Here is a 21,544-nt window from a genome sequence, read left to right on the forward strand (position 1 = left end):
CGGCTGGGCCGCGTGGGCGCGCTGCTTCGGTCCTTGCCCACACAATCGGACTCCACCGGCGGTCCGTGTGAAAGGAGCCTTGCGCAATCTGTCGACCTCGTTTGGACAGCTCTTCTGCCGAGGCATGAAGGTTATCGTGTGGTCGTGCCCCGTATGGAGCGACCAGCCGGCTTTCCACCAACTGGCCGCGTGCGACAGGTCTCCGACGCTGGCACGTTGGACGATTAGGAAGTGAAGGGCTGGGTCCATTTCTGCTCGATTGTCCCGCCCGTCAGATGGAACTCAGTCAGGTTCCGCTGGACAATGTCGTGATGTTTGAAGCCGTCCGCAATAGCGATGGCTGAAGCGAAGTCGCGAACCGCTGACCTGAACTCGGGGAGTCGCTCGAAGCTCATGACGCGCGCTCCCTGGCGAGGAACGGCATCCTCCTTCGGAGTTCGAGAAGGGTGAATCATCACAGGGGTGCCGGTGAAGCGGACATCGCTGTAGTCGCGCGCAAACCAATCCATGGAATGAGACAGCTGCTCAAGGTCCTTCCGTGGAACGAAGTCAGCTGTTGCTTCACTCTTGCACTCGATGACCCAGTACGCGTCGCCCCCAATTGCCCAAAGCACATCAGGGCCGAGGCCAGACTCTTGGTCGGGGCGGGACGATTCAAACCCGAGCAACTTCCCGAGCCGCTCCAACGCACTTTCAAATCGCTTGTAGCTGTTCCGCTCAGTGCTCGGCTCGAGGTCGCGAAGCAACGACTCGATACCGATTTCTAGCGCGGTCGCGGACGCATATGTCGACGTGAGCGACGCGACACTTGAAGTTGCTTGATGCGCCGAAGCCCGAATTCGCGTCGCCGCGACTTCGCTATCGAGCTTCAAGATGTAGTTGTTGTCGATACGCGCGGATTTCTGGATGTCACGAGCTCGAGTCGGGTCAACAGGGTTTAGATACGCTGCGGCGCGCTGCTTCACCCAGCCACGCATGCGTGAATCGTTGACGTGGTCGAACACAGCGGCGAGCCTGTTGAAACCCTCCACGTTGCGCTCGGCCAGCGCGAGGTCGTACGCTTCACGCTCCGCAACGACGACGGCGCTGACGTCCGTCAAACTGTCGTACACAACTGACTCCAGTGCACGCCGGCTTGCGGTAGTCCAATCCGGGGCCCGGTCGAGAAACGCGTCGACTGCCTCTTCGAAATAGGCCATCGGCTTTCCTCTCGCCCCACTGGACACCTGAAGCGAGAGTTCGTACTGGGCGCGAGTTCCAGGACTCAACTGTTGGCGGTCCGAGGCTCCGTATAGTCGTTCCACGAGCCGAGGGTCCAGAAGCAGCACCGCGCAATAGTCGCTTGTTGAGCGGATTCCGCGTCCCATGCCCTGTTCGATTCGCTGGGTCTGACGCGCGTCCATCGCTTCGGTGCCACCGATTGCAGCGCCTTCGACGAGTTCCTGCGGAGAGTATCGCTCCGGGAGTCCGTCGAGGATAAGTACGCGGCAGGCGTCGTTTGGGAGGTCTACACCGTCGTATCGACCGACCAACACGACGAGACCAACCGGTGTCGTTCCTCGAAGTCGCGCAATGCAAGATTCGATGCTGGTCTTGTCGTGTATCTCGGAAGTGACGTCACTCCACGCTTCCGCGCGATACCGAGACGGAACGATGACTACGACATTGTGCTGAGCTGCCCATCGAACGGCACTGGCTTTCACGTTTTCATGGGAAATGGACCGGCTCGTCTCAATGGGAGTCAAGATGATGCGGTCGCCGAGGTCGCTCGCAGAGCTTGGCGTAATCGGACTCGTGACGCAGTCTGCCGAGACGCCCATCTGCGTGATGAGCACCGTGTCGTCTGCGAGTGTCGCCGTCATGTAAATGCGTCGCTGGGCATTCGGAAATGAAGGCACCGACGTCAAGTCCGGGTAGGGAAGTCGAATCTCAATCTCGCTCGGGGTGAACGCAACGTCCGCCAATCGGATGTGGTCGCGGATGAGTGGCCAGACAAACTTGTACTCGCCGTCGGCGCTCACGCCGTTGAGAATGGCGAAGGCGGCTTCGAGTTTGTCGTGCCATTCCCAGTAAGGGACTGGGACGGACTGCGAACCGCTGCCGTCCACCAAGCCGGTGAACCCCGCAAGCGACTGCTTCTTCAGCGCATCTCCGAAAAGCGACCGTAGCGCCCGATACTCATCTGTATCGCGCTGAACACGCATCGAGAACTGGTTCTCGATGATGGGAATACAGGCATGTGCGTCATCGACCACGATGCTGCCCACGTTAACCGAACGACCAGTAGACGAGCCTCGGACGCCAAACTTCGACAGACCGTTGTACATCGTATGAACGGTGACGATGAGCACCGCTTCTTCTTGACGGAAGGCCTGGTCAGCCGGGTCGCTCGTCCACGCGATACCGAGCTCGGTCGCAGTCTTGGTAACTTGACCGAGGAGCTGCTTGTCAGGAACCAGGTAGACGGCAGGGCCCTTCCCCTCATTGAGAGAACTCTTCAGGATGAGCAATCCGACAACTGTTTTCCCGGAGCCAGTATTCATCTTGAGCACCAGGTCGGGTTTGGCACGATTGGCAAACCAGCCATCCCACACTTCGGTTTGAATGTCGTGAGGGAACTTGAATTTCGAGTCGGCTGGCTTGGGAAGCGCACGGAAAAGCCGCTTTGGGTCGAGAAGCGCTGACGGCGAACCCTCGCCGGATAGGCCCGAGAAGATGCTGCTCATGAGGCGTCCTTACCTTGTATTCCGTTGACTACTATTGCTGTCGCGTTGATGCCCAGCTACTTGCCGGAGTTCGGGAATGCTTGGTTCCCGAGCAGTTGCCCAATCACTTGCTCCACCCGGGCGTCCAGCACACCTTCGCGCTGCTTCTTCCGCTGATTAGACAGCCATGTGGACAGGGCCGATTCAGCCGCTCCTGCAGGAGTCAGTGGCGCGTCCGGTGACGCCTTGAGTCGACGGGGAGCGCGACCGGCCCTGGACACGAAATCCGTGAACTCCCCAAGCCGGTCTGACTGTATCTGGGCCGGTGTCCGTGGCGCCCAGCCCGGCAGCGCGGTCAGTTGCTTCTGTCGTTCAGCAGTGGGCGGGTTTCGGCCGGCGACACCCTTGATTAGACCTCGTTGCTCAGAAGCCCAATCGGCAACGCGCTTCTCACGCTTGTCTTTCGACGAGGGCGACGGTGCGCGGCCGTGCTTAGCAAAGAAGTCAGCAAAGTACTTGACGTTGCTGTCCCACGCGTCGGTGTGAGGTTTCCAGACGAACCCAGGGATACCTTCCAACGCGGCCCGCTGCTCTGGCGAAAGCGACTCTCGCTTGGGTCGCTGCCTGGTGACGAAGTCCGCGAGCTTCTCGGCTACCGGGTCTCGCTCGGCCTTCGGTATGCGTGAATTGTGAGTGGGCAGCCGGTTGTTGATACGGACGTACTCCGCGAGAGCGTCAAACTGCGTTGTCCAAGTGTTGATGGTCATTTTCCCCCCACGGCGACTCTATGGTGCTGGCGAAGACGCACTTGTCGATTCCGGCGCCCAGAGGCGATTCGCCCCACCTTTTGGGGCAGCCAATGCCGTGCCGTGGTACACCGATGAAGCCGTTGGCGCGCAGGCTCGTCGACAGTCCGAGGTGAGCAGTTACCTGCTTGAAGCGCGCGCCGGTTCCCTATTTCTTGCGGCCCTTTAGCGACGAAGCAACAGGTGTGGAGGAAAATGTGTCAGTCCGCGGAGGAAAATGGATTTCCTAGACCCCTGACTTCCGCGGCCTGACGGGTTTGGCGAACGGACCACAGTGATGTGCAGACATCAGCAGAGAAAGCCCCTCCTTCTGGAGGGGCTTTCTTCGTCTGCCGCTCCGCGACGGATGCCGCAGGCCCCCTACGCTGGGACGATGCACACAACAGCGGCGCCGCCCGCGCCCGCTCATGGCCGCCAGCTCACCGTGCGCCTCGTCTTCGGCCTCTACCTGTTCGCCGTGTGCGTGATCGTGTTCGCCCCGCAGCCCGACGCCGAGCGGTTCACCGGCATCGTCGCCATCGTCGCGCGTGCGCTCGAAGGCTGGGGCGTCCCCTTCGACATCGGGTACCCCGTGCTCGAGTTCGCGGCGAACGTCGCCCTGTTCGTGCCCTTCGGCATACTCGTGCCGCTGATTGCGCCGCTCTGGCATCCGTGGCTCGTCATGGCATCGGGCTTCGCCCTGAGCTGCCTCATCGAGTTCACCCAGACGGCGCTGCCGTCGCGATTCCCCACGGCATCCGATCTCCTCGCCAACACGCTCGGAACGGCGCTCGGGGTCGGTCTGCTCGCCGCATTCATGCGACTACGCTCGCGCGCCCGCCGCTCTGCGTGATCGGCCCGGCGTGATGGGCCCGGCGTGATCGCTCAGGCGACCGCGAGCTCGCTGTCCAGCAGCCCTTCGACGACGCCGACCGTGTCGCGCCAGCCGTGCACGGCGATGCAGCTCACACCCATGGCCTTCACGGGGTAGTCATTGCCACCCTCATCGAGGCGGTCGCCGACGAAGATCATCTCGTCGAGCGAGATGCCCGTCGCCTCGACGAGCTTGCGCATGCCGTAGGCCTTGTCGACTCCGCGCTTCGTGATGTCGATCGACGTGGACCCGCCTGAGCGCACCTCGAGATCGGTGAGCTCAGCGGCGACGTCGTCACGCAGCGCACTCTTCTTGGCGCCGTCAGAGTCCCACGCCGCCTTCGCGTCGACCGGCGCCTGCTGGCCGAGTGCAGAGAAGGTGATCTGTGAGCCGCGATCCTCAAGGATCGGCCCCCACGTCTGCTCCTCCCAGAAGCCGAGTGCTCGCGCGTTGCGCTCAACGGATTCGAGGGCGCGCGACTTCTCGTCGTCGCTGAGCACCTCGGCGTAGCGCTGAACCCACGCGCCACCCTCGAACTGCAGGTACTGCGTGCCACAGGTCGGCATCAGGTGTAGGCGTGACAGGCGACGCTCGTCATCGATGTCGAGCACCGCGAGTACCTGGTTCTGGAACTGGGTGTAGTTGCCGCCCGAGATGATGCACACCTCGACCGCGTCGAGCAGTCGCAGCAGCACGGCCGCCATCTCGGGGTCGAGGGGCGACTTCGAGGCCGCCAAGGTGTCGTCGAGATCGAAGGCTACAAGTCTGGTAGTCATGGTTGCTCCAGTTTACCCGCGCCCGTAGATGGCACCTGACAGCGACTAGCGCACGCGACCGTCGGGGTCGACGATGAGCATCCGGGCGTCCCCATCGAGCGGGCTGATCACGATCGTGGCCAACTCTGATCGACCGGCCGGTTGCAGGCGCGCGGTGACGCTTCCCGAGTCGATCGTGGCCAGCTCACGCGCGAGCAGCTCGGCAACGGCCGTCGCGCTCCCCGCTGCCGCGGAGTCGTCGAGCAACGTCACCTCAACCCCGCGTTCCCTGGCGGCTCGCGCGGCCGAGAGCACGTGTGGCATGGCCAGGGCCCGCCCGCGCACGATGTCCCGCAGCGATGCTTCGATCAGGAGACAGTCACGGCGCTCCGCGTCGCTCAGCTGCTGCCCCCTGGCGACGAGTTCCATCATCGGTCGGGCCATGTCGTCGAGCCGCGCAAGCTGCGCGACGCGCTCCTCCTCCGCGGCCTGGGAGGTGGCATCCGCGGCTGCCTCGGCCAGCGCGCGCCTGTTGATCGCGGTGATCCGCTTTGCGGTGCCGAGCAAGCCGAAGTAGATCGCCGTGCCCACGACGAGCGTCGCGGCGTGGCGAACGAGCAGCTCGACGCCCGCCATGGCGCCAAGCCCTCCAGCGATGGCCCAGAGCAGTGTCGCCACCACCATGCCCACGTAGCCGAGCCAGCCGTAGAGCACCCGGCCACGCAGGATCAGCATGAACAGGACGGTCGTCACGGCACCGAGGTGCCACGTGGAGTACACCGGCGAGCCGGCGAGAGCGGGTTGAGCGCTCAGCACGGTCACCGTCAGTGCGCAAAGACCGAGGATGCCGGCGCACCAGAGACCGGGCAGCGGGTCCGGTGCCGGCTGCACCACCCAGATCGCCGCGATGGCGAAAGGCACGAAGGCCAGGACCGCGACGCCGGTGTGGTCCGGCTGGCCGCCACCCGCGAAGGCGAGCAATGCCTGCGCGAGCAGGAACAAGACAAGGATTATCGAGGCGTGCGGCCCATGCAGTTTCAGCAGGCTGGACACGTCGACCGCGGCCGCCCTGGTGCGTCCGTCGGCGCCCTCTCGCGACTGCACCGTCGCCGGCCGGCCGGTCATCGACGCGCCCAGCCCAACAGGACGACGGTGCCGCGGCCGGGCCGCGAGTCGATGACGGCGTATCCGCCGGGCAGTTCGTTCATGCGGCCGCTGATGCTGCGCGCGACCCCCAGCCGCTCCGGGCGCACCAGCGACGGTTCGAAGCCGACGCCGTCGTCACGCACACCGACCGTGATGGCGTCGTCGCTCGTGCGCACCTCGATGCGGCGCTCGACCTGGTGAATGGCGAGCTCCCCCTCGGCATGCTCGATCGAATTTCGAACGGCCTCGCCACAGGCGGCAAGCAACGCCTCGGCGGCCTCGGCCGGCACGCTGAGCCGGTCGGAGATGATCGTGGCATCAATCGGGATCCTGTACTGCGCGGCGAGGCGCCGCAGACGGCTGAGCAGCTGCGCCGTCGAGACCGGGCCCGTCAACGGCGCCTCAGCGCCGATGCGCTCGAGCTGGGCGAGTGTGTCCTCGGCTTGCCGCATCTGATCCGTGCTCAGGCGTTCCGAGCGGCCCGCCATGAGCAGGGTCGAGATCACCCCGTCGTGGATCAGGCCGTCGAAGCGTGCCCGCTCGCTCTCGCGCGCCAGACGAGCCGCATTGCGCGCCGTGGTCAGTCGCTCCGCCTCCTGCAAGCGGTCGAGGTGCTCGGCGCTCTCGAGGCCGACGAGTACCAACCCGACGAAGATCGCTGCAAATGAACTCGCGTACAGCCCGATCTGGACGGCGAGCAGCAGCGGCTCCTGACCGCTGGAACCGAGGAAGGTGACGATCGCGGTGAGCACGCCGACGACGCCGAGATACGTCCAGACGAGATACCCCCGCATGACGATGGCCATGCACACGATCGGCAGTGCGGCGATACCGAGCGGCCACGGCATGCCATGGTGATGCGGCCCGCCGTGCATGATCGGCCACGACACGAGCACTGCCAGCAGTGCGGCCGCTTCACAGGCTGCAAGAACGGGGAGCACCGGCAGCGGCGCCCAGCTGCCGACCGCCCCGATCACGATCGGGAGGCCGAGCAACACGACGAAGCTGAGAACCGCTGTCGGCCCGGGCCCCTCGCGATGCTGCTCGGAGAACGGCCCGATTGCGAGCGCACCGAAGACGAGCCCTCCGAGGCCCACCGCACCCGCCGTCATCCGCATCAGACGGAGTTGCGTTGGGCCGGGGTTCAGCCGCAGGTAGTTCTCGCGAAAGGGAACCCGCGGGGTCGGCTCAGTCACCGTCCGGCGCCGTGGATCGACGCTGGGGCGTGCGCGGCCCAGCGCTTCGGCCCCCCGGCACAGGAAGGATGCCGTCTTCGAGCGCGCGCTTGTAGAGGTCGATCTTGGTATTGGCCGGCCGGCCGACGCGCTCGTACTTGGAGCGGATCCGGCGGATGTAGTCGATGACCGTCGACTCCGTGACGCCGGCAGTGGTCGCCACGAGCGGGGCCTTCGCACCGGCGGCGTAAAGAGAGAGCACCTGCCGCTCGCGCGCGCTCAGACCGGCATCGGCCAGGTCCGGGTCGCCGTCCAGCGCCGCCGCCCACTCTGTCGATGCCACGGGCTCGCCGGATGCCGCTTGACGCACCGCATCCAGCAGCACCGTCGCCGGCTCAGACTTGCGGATGACGCCGAGGACACCGCTGTGCGCGGCGGAGCGCACCAGCGCCGCATCGTCGCCGCCGGTGAATGCGAGGACGGCAGAGCCTGCCTCACGCAGCTGGCGCACGTTGAGGGCCGGCGTCGAACCGTCGGCGAGACGCAGATCGAGGATGACCAGGTCGAGCGCCGGCTCCCCGGTGCGCGCGAGCTCCTCAACGAGCTCATTCACCGTGCGGGCGAGGGCGACAACCGTGATGCCAGGGATGCTGGCGAAGAGATCGGCAAAGCCCCTGGCCACGATTTCGTGGTCGTCTACGAGTGCAACGCGATAACTGTTCATGATCCTCACAGCCAAGCTACCCCACGAGTGGAGGATTGCCTCCCCCTCGTTTTCGCAGATTCTGCCCCCAATTCTAAGGGCTACCGCAGAATCAGCGATCGGGGCAGCATAGGGAGGCGAGGGGGAACATCCTCACGAAGTTGGCGGTCCGAGACCCGAAATCGAACCGCACTGAGTGAATGAGGAAGGCCGCACGGAGAACCGTGCGGCCTTTCTCATTCGATCAGTCGTGGTCAGACAGTCGCCGAGATGTGGGCGCGGCCGTTCAGCATCCCGTGCGATTCCTGCAGGTAGCACGCACCGCATAGCGACTCATAGCTGACGGCGTCCGTCGCGTCGATGGCGACCTGTGCGCCATCGAAGACGTAGCGGTCGCCGATCTTGCGCCCGTTGAAGACGGCCTTGCGACCGCAACGGCAGATCGTCTTGAGCTCCTCGAGGCTGTGCGCGACCTCGAGCAGTCGGCGGCTGCCGGGGAATGCGACCGTCTGGAAGTCGGTGCGGATGCCGTAGGCCAGAACCGGAATGCCCTCGAGGATCGCGATCCGCAGCAGGTCGTCGACCTGCTCCTCGCTCAGGAACTGGGCCTCGTCGATCAGCAGGCAGCTCACATCGCGGTTCGTCGCCGCGAGCACTGCGCGGCGGTGTTCCTGGAAGATCGTGTACGCGTCGGCATCCGGGGGCAGAACGAAATCGACGACGCGAGTGAAACCGAGGCGCGAGAGAATGCCGAGGTCACCCTTGGTGTCGACGGCGGGCTTGGCCAACAGCACTGCGTGCCCGCGTTCCTCGTAGTTGTACGCGGCCTGCAGGAGCGCGGTGCTCTTGCCGGAATTCATGGCGCCGTAGCGGAAATAGAGTTTGGCCATTACTGCAGATACCCGTCCTCAGCGGCTCGCATGATCAGATCGGCTCGGCGGCTCGCTGGCCGATTCGCCTTGGCGTACTTCTCGCGCACGCGCCTTAAGTATGTCTTGGCGGTCTCGTATTTCACATTCATGAGCCGGGCAACGGCCGCGGTCGTGTTGCCTGCGACGTAGAGCTGCAACGCCTCCAGCTCACCGCGGCTGAGCTTGGGCCGCAGGATCTCGGTCGCCTGCGCGTCGCCGCCGGCCGCCGCGCCGTCGGCTGTTGCGTCGCTCGTGACCTCGCCGAGGCCCATCACCTCTCTGGCGATCGTGCGGAACACGTTCATCGATTCCGTCTTGGAGATGAACGCCGCCGCACCGGCATCAAGTGCGCGGCTTCTCGCCTCAGCCGGGTCGAGCGCGCTCATCACGATGACGGCGGCCCCGGCTGCGCGACAGGTGCGAATGCGTGCCTCGACCGATACCGGCTCGACCAACTGGAAGTCCATCAGCACGAGTGCGGTCGGAAAATTCTCGCTGCGCACGAGGTCGACCCAGCGTTCCGCCCGCACGACGACCTCGAACTCCGGGGCGTGCTCGGCGATCCAGCTGATCATGCTGTCGAGCAGCAGCTCATGGTCGTCGAGGATCCCCACCCGAATCGGCAGGCTGACGGCGGGCGTGTGGGCCGGGCCGTTCTCCGCTCGGTTCATGGTCATAACTGAATTTTACGCTCAGAACGCCCGCGCCCATCGTGTACGTGAGATTCTCGAAGCCGAGCTGGAGCACATTCAGGTACGGCCGCAGCATCGTGCGTGTCCGTGCCTCTGCGCCGCCGAGCTCGATGTCGATGCGGGCGTTCGTGCGCGTCGGGGTGTGGGTGGGATCCGGCTGGAGCCAGATCGTAACATCCGATGCCCCGATGCGGGCGTTCGTGCTCAGCTCGCTGAGCAGCGCAGCCAGCGCGGTACGCTGCTTTCCCGCCATGCGGAAGGCCCGGCGCCGCCCGTCGTGCACGGTCAGGGTCGGCGGGGCGAATTGCAGCGCAGCCGGGGCAGACGCCCCCGCCGGCGCATGCTCGGTGTGCTGGGGCACGTGGATGCGCAACTGCTCGAGCCAGCTGTGATTCAGCTCGGCCACGAGGCTCGCGCGCACCGCGCGAGCCAGCTGGCGCGAACGCTCGACGTCATCCGCGCTCACCGCGCCGGTCGCTGCAACGCCGGCGAGGAAGGGCAGCACCTCCTCGCTCAGAGCCGCGAGCTGTTCCTGCTGAACCGTGCGGGCCAGGCCGTCGTAGACCCCGCCTTCCAGCGCCGCATCCCTGCTGGCCACGCCACGCTGCCACTCCAACACGGCCTTGGCCAGCTGGTTGGCGTAGCCGGCACCGGCGAGCCCCAGGGCGAGCACGGGCACAACGCCGACGACGGCCCGCTCGATCACCGGAACGTCGATGACGGCGAAGTACGGGTCTTGCAGCACCGCCAGCAGCCCCGCGATGAGCGAAGCGCACGCTGTGACCACGACAATCTGCAGGGCCGGACGGTAGGGCGCGGCAGCAGCCAGCATGATCCCGACGGCGATGTGCCCGAAGTCGTCTTGCAGCATCCGGTTCGAGCCCCACGTGCTGGCCACCTGGGCGAGCATCGCGCACGTCATCAGCCCGATCACGAGGAGGAACGAACCAGAGCCGTAGCGGCCGTGCTCGGGCCGTGCAGTGACGACGTGCGCGACACCGGATGCCGCGCACAAGTGAATCGCGAGCGCCGCGAGCGCCGGGCTCGAAACCTCGTCACCGTGCAGCACCGTCGTGACGATGGCGAAAGCGGTGAGAGCGATCGCCGCCATCGGCGCCAGCGGCCAGGCCGCGAGTGCGCCGAGCGGATCGATGCTCTGCTGAGAGACGCGCATGCTCTCAGACAAGCGGACGCCGGCGGGGCGGAGCGCGCGGGTCATCGGCCGAACTCCGCGCTGACGCTGTCGGTTCTCAGCGCCCACGGAACGCTGATCATCACCGACGTGCCCACGCCGGGTCGGCTCCAGATCTCGACATTGCCACCGTGCGCCTCGATGCGGCCCCGCACAGAATGGCGCAAACCGATGCCCTGCGGTGGGGTGGCGTTCGCGCTCTCACCGAACGGGGCGTGGTCTGCTCGCCCCGCGTCCGGCTCGTCGGTCAGCCGGGTGCTCACGTCGAATCCGATACCGTCATCGACCACGATCACGGTCAGGTCTTCCGGTGCGACGACGATGCTCACATCCGCCTCGGTGACCCCCGCATGTCGCAGAATGTTGATGAAGCACTGGCCAAGGGCCTGGCCGACGGCACGGTCGACGCTCGGGTCCAGGCCGCGCACGGCATCGGGGTCCCCCGAGAGGCGAACGGTCAGCCCGCGGGCTCGTGCGTCGTCTACGGCCACGGCTACGGCGCTTGCTCGCCAGGCGGAGGAACCGGCAGCCGCCGAGGCGACGAGGGACTCCCGCTCGTTGTGCCGTTCGCCGACGAGCCAATCGCGGTCAGTGAGCGCCGTGATCTCGCGGCCGATCTGCGCGACCAGCCGGTCGTCCAGCGGGCCGGGCTCACTCTCGGCAATCAGAATCAACTCGCTCAGCGCGGTGTCGTGCAGCTGAGCCGCTGCGCGCAGCTCCAGTTCGCGGCGCAGCTCGAGCGTACGATCCTCGCGTGCGGCCAAGTGCATGACGGGCTGCGCGATGCGGGCGGTGCGGCGCGTCAATCCGTCGAACAGCAGCACCGCGACAAGTAGCACGTAGGTGACGATCGTTGTCACATCCGCCCGCAGCTGCGATCCGGCGAGCACGGCCGCCGCCATGGTCGCGAGCTCGGCGATCACGAGCCCGGCGGTGGTCCACATCACGCCGAGCAGCGCACCGGATCCGGCGCCGCCCACCATCACCAAGGCCATCTTGGGCAGCGCGACGATGAAGAGATTCGTTGACGGAAAGCTCGCAGGGTTGCTCAGCAGGGTGAACGCGTAGACGAAGGTGCAGAAGCCACCGACGAGCAGGTAGCAGAGCGACAGCGTCACGGTGCGGCGCACACTCAGCGCGACAAGGAGCGCACCCATCGGAAGCAGCGTTCCCGCCGCGATCAGGAAGCGGGCCTCCGGAAGGTAGAAGGCCAGAGCGAGCATCGTCGTGACGGCGCCGGCGAGGCAGACGATGCCGAACCAGTTCGCGGCATGTGCCAGTGCACGACTCATCGTGGCCTCGGCCAGATGACTCGGCAGTCCTAGCGACACAATGCACCCCCGCTCGGATTATGCCAGCGCGCGCGCCGTTTGTGCCCCGACTGCGCCGCTTTGTCCCCCGGATTGGAGTTGTGCTGGGTGGGCCTGTCGACACGGCTCTGTTGGTTGAGCCTGTCCAACTTCTCCGCTGGTTGAGCCCGTCGAAACCGCACCAGCATCGCTTGCAGTTCTCGAGACTGCCTCAGGGCGGGCTGCCGCCGTTCGCGACGCTGCGCGTCGCGCCACTCAACCAACAGGTCTGCGCTGATTTCGACAGGCTCAATCAACGGGCGGCAGCTTTCACAGGGCCCGCGGTCGACGGCCGGCTGCGGGGTGGCGGTGCCTCAGAACAACATCGGCTCCGGCTCCGCCGCTGCTGGCGCGAAGGCCGGTGCGCGCCGAGCAGAGGGCGGCGCGACCCCTCCCGTGGCTGAGGAGGTAGAGCCCCGCTGCAGGCCGTGCGCCCGAATCAGAGGGTTGATGCGATCGGCGAGCCAGCTGCGGTACTCCTTCGGTGCGTACGCACCTCGCGCGTAAAGCTGCTTGTAACGCTCAACGAGCTCGGGGTGGGCGCCCTCCAGCCACTGCATGAACCACTCCCGCACGCCCGGTCGAAGGTACAACGCCGTGTAGACGACGGATGTCGCACCGGCCGCCTTCGCCCGCCGCATCGCCTCATCGAGGTGCGCGTTGGTGTCGGTGAGGAACGGCAGGATCGGCATGAGGAAGACCGAGCAGTCCAGGCCCGCTTCCCTCACAGCGGTCACCGTGGCGAGCCGTGCTGTTGTGCTCGGCGTCCCCGGCTCGATCGACTGCTGCAGCTCATCGTCGTAGATGGCGATCGACATCGCGAGGCTCACTGGCACCGACTTCGCCGCATCCGTGATGCGCCCCAGATCGCGGCGCAGGAGCGTCCCCTTGGTGAGGATGCTGAACGGGGTGCGGCTCTCGGTGAGCGCGTCGATGATGCCCGGCATCAGGGCGTAGCGCCCCTCCGCTCGCTGGTACGGGTCGGTGTTGGTACCGAGCGCCACGGGATGCCGCTGCCAACTCGCCTTGCGCAACTCGGAGCGCAGCACATCGGCGACATTGATCTTGACGACGAGCTGGCGGTCAAAGTCCTCGCCGGTGTTGAGGTCGAGATAGCTGTGGGTCGGGCGTGCGAAGCAATAGACACAGGCATGGGAGCATCCCCTGTAGGGGTTGATGGTCCATTCGAACGGCATCGCGCTCTGGCTCGGCACCTTGTTCAGCGCCGACTTCGCCAACACTTCGTGGAAGGTCATGTCGGCGAACTCTGGCGTGCGCACCGTGCGTACGAGATTGTTCAACCGGGCCAGCCCCGGCAGGGTCGACGGCTGATCGACGCCCAGCTCTTGCCCACTCCACCTCATGCATCCATTCGAACATACATTCGCACAAATTGCGAATGTATGTTCGAACGCAGCGCGCCTAGGCGGGGATGTTGAGTACGCGGGCCGTCGCCGCGAGCGAGGCCGCGGCGGCCGCGGGATCCTCGGAAAGCTTCGTTCCGTAGCTCGGGATCATCTCGCGAATCTTGGGCTCCCAGCCCTTCATCTGCGCGGGGAAGCAACGAGCCAGCACATCGAGCATGATCGGCGCGGCCGTCGAGGCTCCCGGCGATGCGCCGAGCAGACCGGCGATGGTGCCATCGGCGCCCGTGATGACCTCGGTGCCGAACTGCAGCACTCCGCCCCTCTTCGCGTCCTTCTTCATTACCTGCACGCGCTGGCCGGCCGTGATGAGCTCCCAGTCCTCCATCTTGGCCGTCGGCATGAACTCCTGCAGAGCCTTCAGCTTCTTCGTGCGACCCGCCATGAGCTCGCCGACGAGGTACTTGACGAGGTCGAAGTTCTGCCAACCGACCGCGATCATCGGGCCGATGTTGTGCCACCGGATCGAGAACGGCAGGTCGAGCCACGTGCTCGTCTTCAAGAACTTGGGGGTGAAGCCGGCGTAGGGGCCGAAGAGCAGCGAGGCCTCGCCGTTGACGACGCGCGTGTCGAGGTGGGGAACCGACATCGGCGGGGCGCCGACTGCCGCCTTGCCATAGACCTTGGCCTGGTGCTGGGCGACGACCTTGGGGTTGGTGGTGCGAAAGAACTGGCCGGAGATGGGGAAGCCGCCGAAGCCGCGGATCTCTGGAATGCCGCTCTGCTGAAGCAGTGCGAGTGCCCCGCCGCCGGCACCGACGAAGACGAAGCGGGCCTTGACGACAGAGGGGGTGTGCCCGACCAGGTGGTTGAGCTTGACCCGCCACAGGCCGTCCTTCTGCCGCTTCAGTCCGGTGACCTGGTGGTTCACGTGCACCTCGCCGCCGCGCTTGACGAGATCATCGAAGAGGTAGCGGGTGAGCGCGCCGAAGTCCACATCGGTTCCGGCCTCGATGCGTGTTGCGGCGATCTTCTGCTTCGGGTTGCGCTTCTTGGTGATGAGCGGCGTCCACTCGCCGATCTTCTCGGAGTCGGTGGAGAACTCCATGCCCTGGAAGAGTGGCTGATCCTTGAGCGCGTCAAAGCGCTTCTGCAGATACTCGATATTGGCCTTGCCGCGCACGAACGTCATGTGGGGCGCCACATTGATGAAGTTCTGGGGCTCGGGCAGAGCACCGGCTTCCACGAGGTGCGCCCACAGCTGCCTGCTGATCTGGAACTGCTCGTTGATCTGCACGGCCTTGCTGGCGTCGACGCTGCCATCCGCCGCGGCCGGCATGTAGTTCAGCTCACAGAGTGCCGCGTGGCCCGTCCCGGCGTTGTTCCACGGGTTCGAGCTCTCTTGAGCGACCTCTCCGAGACGTTCGTATGCACGAATCGTCCAGTCGGGTTGCAGCTGCTTGATCAAGGCGCCGAGGGTGGCGCTCATAATGCCGCCACCGATGAGAACGACGTCGACAGGTGTCTCAGAATTCACGAATGCCAGTCTACCGGGGCAAATGAGTCGCTCTGACCGTGCGGCATCCGGCCCACTCTTGAGGCGACCTTTGGGTGCCCCTGAGGCCGAGGTCGTAGCGTTGTGCGCACGACCCGGGTACCGGATGCAGGTCCCCCGCCGATACTCCGGCACCCGGGTTCGCTTCATTCCTCCAGATTTCAGCGCGGCGGCAGAGCCGCGCGACGTCGATCGCCACGATGCCTCGTTTGGCCGTATCCGCACGCCCCTCCGCTACGATGCACTAATGAGCCGCGCGAGCGGTGTTGCTGAGCGGGCGGGGAGGCCAGTTGAGTACGACAGAGAGCCGCATCGCCGTCGTGATCGAAGACGACGCGGACATTCGTCAACTTCTTGCCACTGTTCTGGAACAAGCCGGATTCGAGACGATTCTCACGGGGAACGGCATCGACGGCGTGAACGCCGTGCGTGAGCACAATCCCGTCATCACCACGCTCGATGTGAGCATGCCCGGCATCGACGGGTTCGAGACCGCGAAACGCATCCGAGCGTTCAGCTCCACCTACCTGATCATGCTCACGGCTCGCGCCGAGGAGATCGACACCCTGCAGGGGCTCGAGGCCGGCGCCGATGACTACGTCACCAAGCCGTTCCGGCCCCGTGAGCTGCGCGCACGGATCGAGGCGATGCTGCGACGGCCGCGCGCCGGCGGCGCCGCGGCGCCCGTCAACGAGGGAACAGCTCGGGCAGAGGCCGCCACCGAGCCCGTCGGGGCCACGGCGCTCGACGCGAATGCAGTCCCAGTGCACGAGGAGACCGGGGTCGGCGGGGACTGGCACGAGCACCGCGGCCTTCGCCTCAACTCTGCAGAGCGCCGCGTGCGACTCAATGGCGACGACCTGGAGTTGACCCGCACGGAGTTCAACCTCCTCGAGGTGCTGCTGCTCTCCGGGCGCCGGGTGCGGAGCAAGACCGAACTCGCGGAACTCCTGCGTGATGAGGATGCGGCGTTCTATGTCAGCGACGCCGACAAACGGGCGATCGAGGTACACCTCGCGAATCTGCGGCGCAAGCTGGGCGACCACCCGACGAGCCCGCGCTGGATCGAGACTGTTCGCGGCGTCGGATACCGACTCACCGCGAACGACACCCACTGAGTCGACAACGCTGAGTCAACAACACTGAGGCGATCACCAGCGGGGCGGAGATGATGCCCACCCGCGGCTCCCCGGGGAATGGCAAACGCTTCAGGTTCGGGATCAGGAAGCGGCTGCTGGGAGCCAGCGGATGTGGCGTCTTGTGCTACATCAACGATCATGCCCAGCCAAACGCGAGATCAGCTTGGGAAAGCGCCCGCGAACCTCAAGATTTGCGCAATTTTTCCACGAAGGGCTGGTGCTGACGCCCCCCCCCGTATGGGGCACTCAGGCCTCGAGCAGCCCGTCTTCGCTCGCGCGCTGCACCAGGTCGAGCCGATTCGAGGCACGTCGGCCCTGCGCCTCGTAGTAGTCCCGAACTCTGGCGAGGTGGTCGCGCACTCGGTCGAAGCGCACGTTCATCCGGAGGGCGATGTCGATCGGGCTGTTGCCGACCGCGTAGAGCCGCACGACTTCGATGTCGTCCTCGCTCAGCCCGGCAGGCGCTCCCGTCTGCGCCCCAGCGGGACGCACCGGCGCTCTGACCGCCTCGCCGGAATCACGGTCGTCGACAAGTCCGCGCGAAGCGAGCGATGCACGACCATGACCAACGGGTACGAGCTCACCCGTCCAGGATTCGCGGCCCATCAGTGCCGCGTCGATCACGGCGGCCCTGGCGTCGTCGATCGAGTTGCTCCTGCCGAGCACGCTCGCCGCCCCCGTTCCGCGGAGCCTGGCCAGCGTCATCTCGTCATCGAGATCGCCCCACGCCACGACCGCAGCACCGTCTGAGCGGGCCTCCGCGATCAAGTCGACCAGGGACGAGGTCGGGAGACTCTGCAGGTCGAGGAGGTAGACGTGGGGTTTCGCGTCGCGCTGCTCGCGTGCTTCCTCCCAGGACCGGGCCCGCGCAACAACCTCGATCTCGGGGGCGTTCGCGTCGAGCCAGCTGCTGAGTCCTTCGAGGGCGGCGACGTAGCCGTGCACGAGCGCCAAGCGAATCGTTGTGACCGGCGTCGAGACGGCCGCAGACTGCGTGCCTGACATCGCGCCTCCTCTCTGAAGTGTCACCGTGGCCCGAGGTCCTGCTCCGTCGTACGACCGAGACCGGAAGCCGCGTGAACGGGCAGTCTATGCCGCGAAGCCGACTTCGTGGGGGTCACTCGCTCACGCGCTCCGCGGGAACGGCGAACTATCGAGGCCCGACCCTTCGGCGACGGTCACCCTTGCGTCGCAGATCGCGGTTGAGTCGACGGTCACCGTGGTAGAGAATCGACGACCAGTCGACTGGCTTGTTCGGGTCGGCAACAAAGGAAGTCCGGGCCGGAGCCTTCGTCTTCTTGTCGACATACAGCCAGTTGAGGATGCCGAGCCAGACATCGACGATGGAGTTGCGCACACCGATGTACATCCACGTCGCGTATGCAGCGAGGAGGGCGTTGAACGCCGCGAAAACGGCGTTCCCCCAGTTCTGGGCGTAGAAGTCTCGCGCAAAGGTGAGCACCGAGAACGCGATGATCAGATAGGGCACGACGACGTAGAGCACAGGAACCGCCGTGCGGTCCTTGACCTTGGGTGTTCGGACGAACGGGATCTTCTCACCGGTGATGGCCTGCTGCATCGATTTCAGCACGCCGGCGAGATTCACCGGCAGCAAGATCAGGTTGAAACCGTAGATGCGGAAGATGTCACTGAAGCGATGCCCGCAGTCTCGGAGGTCGCTACCCATTGCGAGGAAGTACGGCAGAGCGGCCAGGAACACCACGGGAGAGAGCAGACGGCTGTCGTACGGGTAGGCCAGCAGGAAGAGCAGACCGAAGCTCGCCCAGGCGATCGACGCCATGTAGTTCACGCGCAGCCACATCTCGCGCACGAGAATCCGTTCACGCCGGAAGCGGCGCTCACGGACCTGATCCAACAACTTCGGCAGAATCAGCAGGCCGCCATTCGCCCAACGGCGGCGCTGCACCACCAGCGAGCCGAAGTCGGGCGGCGTCGCCGAGTAGCTCAGCCGTTCCGGGTAGTTCATGAGGGTCCAGCCATGGGTGCCGAGGTCGATGCTGGACTCGGTGTCCTCGATGACCGTTCGATCCTGGATGTACGTCGCGATCTCGAAGCCGCCGACGCTTTCAATCTCGACGATGTCTTCGACGGCCTGCTTGCGGATGACGGCATTGGCGCCGACCCAGAAGGTCGCTCCGTAGTAGCTCATGCCCTGGTGCAGGATGTGCTGGAGGTCGGTGGTGGCACCGGCGATGCGCTCGATGCGCGTCGGCGCACCGCGGAACGACGAGTACGGCGTCTGCGTCACTGCGATGCGCTCGTTGCCCGGTTCCTCGAGGAAGTAGACGAGTCGCAGGCAGTAGTCGCGCAGCAGCAGCGAGTCTGCGTCCAGTGTGAGCAGGTAGGGGCTGTCCGGCACGACGAGATCGGCGTCGGCGGCATCCTCGACCGGGCGCAGAATGACGCCGCCGGCCGTCTGTTCCTCACGCCAGTCGCGCCCCATGAGCGAGATGTACGAGTTGAGGTTCATCGCCTTGTTCGCCTCGTGCGACAGCGACGCGTAACTCTTGCGCTGGAAGCTCGAGAGCGAAGCGGTGAAGGTGCGCTCGAGGCGGATGCGCAGTTCGAGTACCCGCTCGACATCCGGGTAGGCGTACTGATCGAGCGACGCGCGCAGTGCGAGCAGATTGAGTCGGAGCTCCGACGCCAGGCCCATGAGCACCTGGTCGATGAAGAACTCGTCGACGTGGTCTTCCATCGGCTCGTTCTCGGCCATGTCCTCGAGCCAGATCGCGGCGGCCTCGTAGTCGGCGGCGAGTTCCTCCACGTGGCGGCGTTCGATCGTGGTTCCAGCCTGGAGCTCGGCGGCGAACTCGGCTCTCGCGCCGGCGAAGCGCGACCGCGGCCCCTCCAACGCCTCCTCGATCTGCCCGGGGAGGCTCAACGTCGCATCGAGTTTCGCCCTGGCCGCCGGATCGCTCTGCACGGGGGCGTCGTCGACGAGCAACACGACTCGGACGTTCGGGAACTCCTGCAGCGCGGCCGACCAGAGCGTGCCGCGCACGACGGCGGGCTCTTCGGCGTACGACGGCACGAGAACGGTCACCGCGCTGTCGTAGTCGCGAAAGTGCCTGTCCAGTTCGGCTCTCGGCACCCGGACGTGGTCACGGAAGCGATAGAGCGCCCCCTGCCTGGCAAGCAGGTACATCAGCGCGGAGAAGGTCAGGAACGAGACGACGATGAGGTAGCCGATCGCCTCCATCGTGAAGCGGAATCCGCCGCTGCTCTCGATGAACTGCCGGAAGATCGTCGTGACGACGTAGATCGACCAGAAGACGATCGTCGCGACGATCGCAAGACGGCCCCAGGTGATTTTTCGCACACTGGGGCTGGGGTGCATGATCGACAGCGGTTCGGAGCGGCGCTCAGATCCCCACTGTCTTTTTCGCGTACGTGTTTGTTCCTCTTGAATTGCCATTGCTCCGGTCATTCCCGCCGTTTATGACTCCACCAACTTTTGTAGGATAAGGCAACGACCGGCATGCTCGATGCCGACAGTGTGCGAGCATGGGCACAAGACGTACCCGTTTCAGCGCGTGCGTGCACTATCCAGCCCCCATCCCCGCCACCCTACTTGCGAGGTTTTGTGTCTAGGCGTTTCCCCAACCGGCGACTCTCCCCTGTGCGCCTCACGGTGCTCATCGCGATCGCCGCAGGCCTTGTACTTGCTGGATTCCAAGGCTGGAAGTGGTTCGAGAACGAGGCGTCGGAGACGCGCGAGGCCTGGTTCGCCGGATACGTCGACGTCACCGCGACCCCGCAATTCGCGTTCGAAAGCCCGAGGGGCGACGCTGACAAGAACGTCGTTCTCTCGTTCATCGTCGCGTCGCCGGAGGATCCGTGCACCCCGACTTGGGGTGGTGCATACACGCTCGATTCGGCCGGAACCGAGTTGGACCTCGATCGACGCCTTGCGCGGCTCGAACAGCGCGGTGGCGAGGCGATGGTCTCGTTCGGCGGCCTCCTCAATGACGAGCTCGCCGTGTCATGCACGAGTGAGTCCGAGTTGAAGAAGGCCTATGCGGCCGTCATCGACCGTTACGGTGTGCAGGCCATCGACCTCGACATCGAGGGAGATGCGCTGGCGAACTCGGCGGCCAACACCCGTCGAGCGAGTGTGCTCGCCGAGCTTCAGGCCGAGCGGGCCGATTCCGGTTCGCCGCTGGCTGTGTGGCTCACCCTCCCCGTCACGCCGGACGGCCTGAGCGTTGCCGGAACCGATGCCATCGCCGAGACGCTGAGCGCCGGCCTGGAGCTGACCGGTGTCAACGTGATGACCATGGACTATGGCCAGAGCAAGGCCGAAGACCAGACGATGGGCGATGCCGCAGAGTCCGCGCTGACGGCGACCCACCGACAGCTCCGCATCCTCTACGACCGCTCCGGCATCGAGCTGACGGACGCCACGCTGTGGGCGAAGATCGGCGCGACGCCGATGATCGGCCAGAATGACGTGCGCGACGAGATCTTCACACTCGATGACGCAGAGCAGCTGAACACCTTCGCACACGACACTCACGTCGGCAGGGTGTCGATGTGGTCGTCGAACCGCGATGCGACGTGCGGGCCGAACTACGACGATCTCTCTCGCGTCTCCGACGCGTGCAGCGGCATCGCGCAAGGCGAGTCGAGCTTCTCCGCCATCCTCGGCGCCGATTTCACCGGAACACCGAACTCGGGAGCGGGGATCGCGACCACGATCGAGCCGATTCCCGAGGAGGATCTCACCGACGATCCCGAGACCAGCCCGTACCCGATCTGGTCGCCGGATGCCTCGTACCGCGAGGGCACGAAGGTCGTGTGGCACCACAACGTCTACCAGGCCAAGTGGTGGACGAAGGGCGATGTGCCCGACAACCCCGTGTTGCAGTCCTTCGAGACCCCGTGGACCCTGATCGGCCCCGTCCTCCCCGGTGAGACGCCGATCCCGATGCCGACGCTGGAACCGGGGACGTTCCCCGACTGGTCGGGAAGCACCACCTACGAGAAGGGCGATCGGGTGCTCTTCGACGGCCTGCCGTACGAGGCGAAGTGGTGGACACAGGGAGACAGCCCGCAGGCCGCGGAGACCGAACCGGACAGCTCGCCCTGGATGGCGCTCGACGCCGCAGAAGTGCTGGCGGAGCAGGCGGCGCAGGCTGCCGGGGAAGCACCAGCCACGCCGTGATCGCCGCAGAG

Annotated in this window: 17 protein-coding genes; 3 read left to right on the plus strand and 14 right to left on the minus strand. The window is 65.5% G+C overall.

Annotated elements, in window-relative coordinates; all coding sequences use genetic code 11:
• Positions 1-224 precede the first annotated feature (224 nt).
• Positions 225-2,726 (minus strand): helicase C-terminal domain-containing protein, encoded by a 2,502-nt coding sequence (locus ASC66_RS08160; protein WP_055837455.1) that lies wholly within the window; start codon positions 2,724-2,726, stop codon positions 225-227.
• A 56-nt stretch (positions 2,727-2,782) separates the two neighbouring features.
• The gene (locus ASC66_RS18095; protein WP_157509705.1) at positions 2,783-3,472 is read right to left on the minus strand and encodes a helicase associated domain-containing protein; all 690 of its coding nucleotides are present in this window, start codon (positions 3,470-3,472) and stop codon (positions 2,783-2,785) included.
• A gap of 412 nt (positions 3,473-3,884) precedes the next feature.
• Between ASC66_RS18095 and ASC66_RS08165 the strand changes: the two genes are divergently transcribed.
• Entirely contained in the window at positions 3,885-4,343 is a 459-nt protein-coding gene (locus ASC66_RS08165; protein WP_162243491.1) for a VanZ family protein, read from the plus strand.
• A gap of 32 nt (positions 4,344-4,375) precedes the next feature.
• On the opposite strand, the gene ASC66_RS08170 is transcribed toward ASC66_RS08165, so the two are convergent.
• From ASC66_RS08170 to ASC66_RS08215, 10 genes are all read right to left on the minus strand, one after another.
• Positions 4,376-5,140, minus strand: a complete 765-nt coding sequence (locus ASC66_RS08170; RefSeq protein WP_055837462.1) for an HAD-IIB family hydrolase — start codon at positions 5,138-5,140, stop codon at positions 4,376-4,378.
• Positions 5,141-5,185: 45 nt separating this feature from the next.
• Positions 5,186-6,244 (minus strand): tripartite tricarboxylate transporter TctB family protein, encoded by a 1,059-nt coding sequence (locus ASC66_RS08175; protein WP_055837464.1) that lies wholly within the window; start codon positions 6,242-6,244, stop codon positions 5,186-5,188.
• Entirely contained in the window at positions 6,241-7,461 is a 1,221-nt protein-coding gene (locus tag ASC66_RS08180) for a sensor histidine kinase (protein ID WP_157509706.1), read from the minus strand. The genes ASC66_RS08175 and ASC66_RS08180 overlap by 4 nt, the downstream gene beginning before the upstream one ends.
• Entirely contained in the window at positions 7,454-8,164 is a 711-nt protein-coding gene (locus ASC66_RS08185; RefSeq protein WP_055837469.1) for a response regulator transcription factor, read from the minus strand. The genes ASC66_RS08180 and ASC66_RS08185 overlap by 8 nt, the downstream gene beginning before the upstream one ends.
• Positions 8,165-8,397: 233 nt before the next feature.
• Positions 8,398-9,033: a thymidine kinase gene (locus tag ASC66_RS08190; protein ID WP_055837472.1), complete on the minus strand. Its 636-nt coding sequence runs from the start codon at positions 9,031-9,033 to the stop codon at positions 8,398-8,400.
• Positions 9,033-9,731 carry a DNA-binding response regulator gene (locus tag ASC66_RS08195; RefSeq protein WP_235496784.1) on the minus strand — a complete coding sequence of 233 codons (699 nt, stop codon included), beginning with the start codon at positions 9,729-9,731 and terminating at the stop codon, positions 9,033-9,035. The genes ASC66_RS08190 and ASC66_RS08195 overlap by 1 nt, the downstream gene beginning before the upstream one ends.
• Positions 9,646-10,920 carry a hypothetical protein gene (locus ASC66_RS08200; protein WP_157509707.1) on the minus strand — a complete coding sequence of 425 codons (1,275 nt, stop codon included), beginning with the start codon at positions 10,918-10,920 and terminating at the stop codon, positions 9,646-9,648. The genes ASC66_RS08195 and ASC66_RS08200 overlap by 86 nt, the downstream gene beginning before the upstream one ends.
• A 41-nt stretch (positions 10,921-10,961) precedes the next feature.
• Positions 10,962-12,230 carry a sensor histidine kinase gene (locus tag ASC66_RS08205; protein WP_055837480.1) on the minus strand — a complete coding sequence of 423 codons (1,269 nt, stop codon included), beginning with the start codon at positions 12,228-12,230 and terminating at the stop codon, positions 10,962-10,964.
• A 371-nt stretch (positions 12,231-12,601) separates the two neighbouring features.
• Positions 12,602-13,651, minus strand: a complete 1,050-nt coding sequence (locus tag ASC66_RS08210) for an Rv2578c family radical SAM protein (protein WP_055837483.1) — start codon at positions 13,649-13,651, stop codon at positions 12,602-12,604.
• 58 nt (positions 13,652-13,709) lie between these two features.
• Positions 13,710-15,188 carry a malate:quinone oxidoreductase gene (locus tag ASC66_RS08215; protein WP_286145585.1) on the minus strand — a complete coding sequence of 493 codons (1,479 nt, stop codon included), beginning with the start codon at positions 15,186-15,188 and terminating at the stop codon, positions 13,710-13,712.
• A gap of 308 nt (positions 15,189-15,496) precedes the next feature.
• On the opposite strand from ASC66_RS08215, the gene ASC66_RS08220 reads away from it, so the two are divergent.
• Positions 15,497-16,324, plus strand: coding sequence for a response regulator transcription factor (locus ASC66_RS08220; protein WP_055838424.1), 828 nt, complete (start codon positions 15,497-15,499; stop codon positions 16,322-16,324).
• Between the two features lie 267 nt (positions 16,325-16,591).
• On the opposite strand, the gene ASC66_RS08225 is transcribed toward ASC66_RS08220, so the two are convergent.
• Together ASC66_RS08225 and ASC66_RS08230 are read right to left on the minus strand one after the other, a co-directional pair.
• A complete protein-coding gene (locus ASC66_RS08225) occupies positions 16,592-17,350 on the minus strand; it encodes a helix-turn-helix domain-containing protein (RefSeq protein ID WP_055837486.1) in 759 nt (252 codons plus the stop codon).
• Positions 17,351-17,495: 145 nt separating this feature from the next.
• A complete protein-coding gene (locus tag ASC66_RS08230) occupies positions 17,496-19,784 on the minus strand; it encodes a glycosyltransferase family 2 protein (RefSeq protein WP_082492155.1) in 2,289 nt (762 codons plus the stop codon).
• Positions 19,785-19,952: 168 nt separating this feature from the next.
• Here ASC66_RS08230 and ASC66_RS08235 point away from each other — a divergent pair, with 168 nt between their 5' ends.
• Positions 19,953-21,533, plus strand: a complete 1,581-nt coding sequence (locus ASC66_RS08235; RefSeq protein ID WP_055837490.1) for a chitinase — start codon at positions 19,953-19,955, stop codon at positions 21,531-21,533.
• The last annotated feature ends 11 nt before the right edge of the window (positions 21,534-21,544 follow it).

Source organism: Leifsonia sp. Root4, assembly GCF_001425085.1.
Classification (GTDB): Bacteria; Actinomycetota; Actinomycetes; order Actinomycetales; family Microbacteriaceae; genus Microterricola.